Origin of the sequence: Paraburkholderia sp. (assembly GCF_035501035.1) — a bacterium.
Classification (GTDB): Bacteria; Pseudomonadota; Gammaproteobacteria; order Burkholderiales; family Burkholderiaceae; genus Paraburkholderia.
Genome location: NZ_DATJWR010000475.1, coordinates 1 through 6,241 on the forward strand (window position 1 = coordinate 1; position 6,241 = coordinate 6,241).

The 6,241-nt window shown below is 58.9% G+C and carries 4 protein-coding genes and 1 riboswitch; of the genes, 2 read left to right on the forward strand and 2 right to left on the reverse strand.

Annotated elements, in window-relative coordinates:
* Positions 1-319: hypothetical protein (locus tag VMJ11_RS32900; protein WP_325625272.1), on the reverse strand; the 319-nt coding region annotated here is incomplete at its 3' end.
* 113 nt (positions 320-432) lie between these two features.
* Between VMJ11_RS32900 and VMJ11_RS32905 the strand changes: the two genes are divergently transcribed.
* Positions 433-1,755 carry an IS256 family transposase gene (locus VMJ11_RS32905; RefSeq protein WP_325625274.1) on the forward strand — a complete coding sequence of 441 codons (1,323 nt, stop codon included), beginning with the start codon at positions 433-435 and terminating at the stop codon, positions 1,753-1,755.
* A 297-nt stretch (positions 1,756-2,052) separates the two neighbouring features.
* Positions 2,053-2,114: riboswitch (Fluoride riboswitch) on the forward strand.
* 993 nt (positions 2,115-3,107) lie between these two features.
* Here the strand turns inward: VMJ11_RS32905 and acs are convergent.
* On the reverse strand, positions 3,108-5,165 hold the full coding sequence (gene acs / locus VMJ11_RS32910; protein WP_325625276.1) for an acetate--CoA ligase: 2,058 nt from the start codon (positions 5,163-5,165) through the stop codon (positions 3,108-3,110).
* 274 nt (positions 5,166-5,439) lie between these two features.
* Between acs and VMJ11_RS32915 the strand changes: the two genes are divergently transcribed.
* Positions 5,440-5,862 (forward strand): ACT domain-containing protein, encoded by a 423-nt coding sequence (locus tag VMJ11_RS32915; RefSeq protein ID WP_325625278.1) that lies wholly within the window; start codon positions 5,440-5,442, stop codon positions 5,860-5,862.
* Positions 5,863-6,241: the final 379 nt, after the last annotated feature.

Below are 6,241 nucleotides of genomic sequence, written 5' to 3' on the forward strand. Positions count from 1 at the left end.
GCAAATCCTTGAAACGCGCGTAAGCGCCTTGCCGCCGAAAAAATCCTTCGACCTGGCCGTAACATGCAGGCAACGCTTGCGCGATAAAGCGCAAGGCGAGACGTCTTCCCAGCTCAAGCTCGTTCTTGTGTGGTATCGCAACGTAGCGATCCGAAGTTTCAAGGTCGTCAGGAATCTCGTCGTCGAACGCGTCGCTGGAATCAGAGATCCACCAGACCTTGCCCGTATCGAGCGAGACATACGCGTTATGCTCCATTGGCGCCGCGCAGCTGACGAAGTCGAAAGCTGAAGAAAGATCATCGTACTTGACTGCGACCATGGCTTTACTCGGCAATGTCCCGGGCGTAGTTGAAGGTTGAAGGCGGCGGTTTCCCGTGGGAATCCAGGAGAATCGGGTTTCCACGACCACCCCCCCGGAAGGAAAACCGCCAAATGAAGCGTACCAAGAAAACTGCCCCCAAGGCCAGCGCGCCGGTGAACATCGTCGCCAAGCAGAACGAAGACCGGATGCGAGCCTGTTTCGCCGAGAACAGTCAGCTCCTGCTGCCGATGCTCGATCTGCTCCAGAATACTCGTGCGAGCATCAACGAACTGATGCACGAGGCCGGCCGTGGCCTGGTCGAGCAGTTGCTGGTGATTTCCGCGGCCGAAGTTGCGGGTGAGAAGCATCCGGGTCGTAAAGGCGGCGAGATCCGCTGGCATGGTTCGCAGCAAGGCCAGATCGTGATGGACGAGCGCAAATTGAGCGTCAAGCGCCCGCGCTTGCGGCACCGCGATGGCGGCGAAGTGCAGGTTCCGGCCTACGAGCAATTGAACGAGAATCCGCGGCTGGGCGAGCGCATGCACGAGATCATGGTGACGGGCGTCGCGACGCGCAAATATGGCAAGGTCCTGCCCGAGATGGCTGGCACCGTGGGCATCTCCAAAAGCAGCGTTTCGCGCGAGTTCATCAAGGCCAGCGAGAAAGCGCTCGCCGAGCTGAAGGCACGACGTCTGGACGACAAGGACTTTCTGGCGATTTACATCGACGGCATCATCGTTGACTCGCGTCACGTTATCGCCGCCATCGGCGTGGACAGCACTGGCGACAAGCGCCTCCTGGGACTCGCGAGCGGGTCCAGCGAGAACGCCCAGGTCGTCAAGGATCTGTTGCGCGGGCTGATCGAGCGTGGCCTGTCCACGGAGCACGAATACCTGTTCGTGGTTGACGGCTCCAAGGCACTGCGCTCGGCCATCGAGGAGCTCTTCGGCGAGCGCGCACACGTACAGCGCTGCCGTGTGCACAAGCAACGCAATGTCCTCGAACGTCTGCCCAAAGAGTGCGTTTCGCAAACCGCGGCGATCATGAGGGCAGCCTACAAGCTGCCCGCGAAGGAAGGAATGGCCAAGCTCAAAACGCACGCGGCGTGGCTCAAGTCCAAACATCCGGATGCCTCGGCCGCCCTGCTTGAGGGGCTGGAGGAGACATTCACGGTGAACGAACTTGGACTCACGCCGGCGCTCATGCGTGGCCTGTCGACGACCAACATCATCGAGAATCCGAACGGCGCAGTGCGCCGTGTCGCCGGGCGAGTGAAGCGCTATCGCGATGCCGACATGGTCTTGCGCTGGACCGCTGCTGGTTTCCTCGAAGCGGAGAAACACTTCCGCAAGATCCTGGGCGTGAAGGACCTTTGGGTGCTGGCCACGGCCTTGCAGCGTCCCACTGCCAAACCGCCTGAAAAACCCGTTGACCACAAACTGAAGGCCGCCTAATCTATGCCGCACCCGCCGTCCCAACCTTCAACTGTCTTTGGGACATTGCCACACTCCCCGCGCAGGACACGACTGACGATGGGCGCTGCGGTGACAGTGGCAATATTCGAGAAACGAAAACGGCTCGTGCTGGCGGGAGGTTGCGCAGTTGCCGTGAACTAGTGGTCGAGCCCTCTATTGGATGACACTGTCAACGGATGTTTTCCGCTACGCGGTCGCCCGACAGTTCGCTGTGCAGTGCGTCGCCACGCCACCCGGTAGCGCCTCAGACTTGACGGGGCCGTGCGGATTATTTATCTTCAACATAGGGATGGAGTTCCCTATAACTGCCGTTTCTGGCTGATGACTCCTGCGACGAAATGGTTCATGCCCCTTGGCATGTAACGATTGCATGGAGTCTTTCATGACACCGGTTGTTCTACCGTTCATCGAGCTTCGGGTAGTGTCTTTGAAGCTCGCTTCCCCCTCTGATGCACTGCCCGGTCTGATTCATGGGGCGCAGGTGCATTCGTTTTGGCCAGGACACCGCCTGCGAACCGGCTACGGACCATAGAAGCACTGATGTGCGTCCAGATACCGCTAGGCAGGAACAATTCGCTGCAGTCACTGACGCCTGGTCATATCATTCGCAGTGCAGATGATGCGAGGCAGCATATGTTGTTCTTGTGGAGCGGGTTGTCTGATCATTCAAAAATCCAAGCTGGAGGTGGATTGTTCGCGGAACGCATGGGAAAAGCGTGGGTTTCCTGGTAGGAGGGAAGCCGGATCGACTGAAGAGGAGATGCGGTGTTGAGCCCGATAAATCGCATGCTGTGTGCGAGGCGGACGAGTGTCTGCACGCAGATGCCAGTGTTTTGCGACCAACCAGAACGCCATGACCCGAGTCATCAAACATGTGCGGCATGCCCGCACTGAGTCTCCCACGAGCGCAAACCAGAATCATGAACCGAGCGCGCAAGTATCTGACCGCGCGCTTGACGAGGCGATAGAGGAAACCTTTCCGGCAAGTGACCCGCCTGCAATCGGCGGGGTGACCAGGGTTGAGTCAGGGAGTGGGGCGACGGCTGGACAGGTGCCCCGTGACCAACCTGATCAGCGTTCGCACAGCCGGTCACCCGGAAGCTCCCATCCGCAGCGCGGAGAAAAGCGCTCTTGAAGATCCCGGGTGGACTGTGCGATTCGCAGCCGCAACGATATCACCCTGGGCGTCGGTGGAGCTTCCCGACGCGGTCCGCCATGGCTGATCGCGTGCGTTGTTGCTGATTCGCGTGACGGCGTACTCACGTGAGGCCGAGAATGAGGTATGGTGCGGGTCGAGCAAACGACCCGCACCAATGCAAAGCAAGCTGCAGCTATTTGACAAGTGCCCTGATATTTTCGACAACTTCCGGATTGGCAAGCGTCGAGACATCGCCCGGGTCCTGATGATTCGATACGGCAGCGAGCACGCGACGCATGATCTTGCCTGAGCGCGTTTTGGGCATGTCGGGCACGATAATCACGTGGCGCGGGCGCGCGATTGGGCCGATGTGGTCGACCACTGCCTCTGAAACGCGGCTTGCGATGTCATCAGAACTTCCGAGGCCAGGCTTCAACGAAACATAGACTTCAGGCAACTTGCCCTTGACTTCATCTGCAACCGGCACAACCGCGGCTTCAGCCACTTCCGGGACGGTCAGTGCAGCGGATTCGATTTCCTTGGTTCCAAGACGATGGCCTGCGACATTGATCACGTCGTCGATGCGGCCAAGGATGCGGTAGTATCCGTCCGCTGCCTGCACGGCGCCGTCGCCTGCCATGAACGGCCAGTCACGCCAGTCGTGACTCTGCGGGTTCCTGCAATAGCGGGAGTAGAACTGCTGCACGTAGCGTTCAGGATTCTTCCAGACCGTCTGGAACGCTCCGGGCCAGGGATTGCGGATGCAGATGTTGCCGGCCTTGTTCGATCCGCGGGGCAATTCGTTGCCATTGTCGCCGAAGATGACGGGATGGATTCCGGGAATGCCGGGACCGGTGCTGCCGGGCTTCATTTTGTGCAACGCCGGGACAGTGCTGCACAGGAAGCCACCGGTTTCGGTGAGCCACCATGTATCAACGATGACCGCTTCGCCCTTGCCCACAACGCTGTGGTACCACTTCCAGACTTCGGGCTCGATGGGCTCGCCGACGGTCGTCATGTGCTTGAAGTGGTAATCGTACCTTGATGGTTCGTCCGGCCCACTGCGCCTCAGGGCACGGATAGCGGTAGGCGAAGTGTGGAAGATGTTCACGTCGAGTTGTTGCGCTATGCGCCACGGGCGTCCAGCGTCCGGCCATGTCGGAACGCCCTCATAGACGACCGTTGAGGCGCCCAGAGAGAGCGGTCCGTACACGATGTAGGAATGACCCGTAATCCATCCGATGTCGGCCATGCACCAGTAGACGTCTTCAGGGTGGATGTCTTCGATGTATTTTGCCGTCCAGGTGACGTATGAAAGGTATCCCCCGATGGCGTGCTGGCATCCTTTCGGCCGACCGGTGGTCCCGCTCGAATACATGAGAAAGAGGGGCGCCTCAGCCGGTAGTGATGCTGGCTCAATGCGACGTCCACGGTAGGCCTTGAGGGCGTCGTTCACGATAACATCGCGTTCTGCAAGGGTAGTCGGGCTCGAATAGCGACCAGGATAGCGTTGCCAGATCAGTACCTTTTCTGGCGCGTGTCCTTCAACCTGCGCTTCCCGGTACGCAATGTCTGCCTTTTCCTTGTGGTCAATGAGTGAGCCACCACGCCAATAGGCGTCCATCGTGACAAGCAGGCGACTTTCAGAGTCCACGATCCGATCTGCACAGGCCTTTCCGCTAAACCCGCTAAACACCTGCGAGTGAATGACACCGAGCCGTGCGCATGCCAGCATGGTGATGGGCAACTCGGGCACCATTGGCATATGGAGCGTGATGCGATCGCCAGGCGCCAGTCCAAACTGGTCGCGCAGAAGCGCAGCGAACTCGTTGACCCGTACAGACAGTTCCTGGTACGTGATGTGTTGCATCGCGTCCTCTTCCGGCTCAGGAACGAAATGGATGGCCGTTCTGTTCTTGTGGTGGGTCAGGTGGCGGTCTAAGCAGTTGTAACAGGCGTTGAGTCTGCCGCCTACGAACCATCGCCAGAAGGGGGGGTGACTGGAGTCGAAAGTGGTTTCCCAATACTTGTCCCAGGACAGCAGGTCGGCAAACTCCTTGAAGCACTCCGGGAAGTTCTCGAGTGAAAAGCGTGAGAAAACCTCTTCGTCTGTCAGGTTGGCCTGCGCAATGAACTTCGCGGGCGGCAAGACATAATCCTCTTCGGGCCAGTGAACAGCGATCTGTGCCTCGGAGATATCGACCCCATGGTGCTGCGCGCTACCACGAAGCGACGACTCGCTTTGCGTCATGGCAGTTCCTCCTCAATAAATATTCAAGCATGCGCCTGTGGCAGCCTGCATACCGCAATATGGCGCGACCCTGATACGAATTTAAGACTACGTAACGGATAGTTCCAAGCTGCGCTTTTCGGCGTCTTCAGGGAGTGTGGCGAACGTAGCCACGTTCACGATGTGATAGTCCGGGGATGACGGGAAGGGTGAGATTTCCGCTCTTTTCTTTGCTTGCAGATGACGCTTTCGCTACCTACAGTTCTGTTCAGAACGAAGCGTTTGGGGCTTCATCATGAACCTTCTTGTGGAAAATGCCGATGTCTGGGCGGCGAGCATCCCGGACCGTCCTGGCGGCCTTGCCGAGGTACTGGCGATACTTCGCGACGCCGGCGCCGATCTGCAATTCGTGATTGCGCGACGTGCGCCTGAGGAGGTCGGCCGGGGAGTTGTCTTTCTTACACCTTTGCAGAGCGATCGAGAGATAGAGGCGGCTTCGCTGGTGGGCTTTAGCGTCACGTCGAGACTTCACTCTGTGCGCGTCATGGGACCGGACCGACCCGGTATCCTTGCGGAGATAACGGCAAAAATTGGTGACGCGGGTATTAATCTGCGTGGGCTTTCTGCGTGCGTGTCCGGAAGCCAGTTTGTCGCCTATATCGCGGTCGACGCACGGGAAGAGGCAGACCGCGCGATCGCGTTGCTGGCAGCAACGTGAACCGATATGCGTAGGTGGCCCAGACCGAAACGGCGCATCATGAACTCGATGATCCCGGACATGATGCGTCCCGGCGGTGAACGGTGATCTGAGCGCTTCGTAGCGAGGCAATACTGTTGCCATACCTGGTGCCGGATCGGCGCTTCCTCAACGCAATCATCGAGTGCCTCGGCCCACGTTACACGATGATTCCCGTGATCCGAAACTGCATTTTCTCACGGGAAGAGTGGCGTCGTGGGCTCGGCACCCTCCGTGCCGGCTTTCGGGACATGCCGCGTGACCATCTGAGTGATTTCGTCCTCGCGGGCGCCGGGTAGGCCTCTGACCAAGATTCGGTCGAATTGCTATCATAAGCCTTGAGGCCATGGGGCTGGCGCAT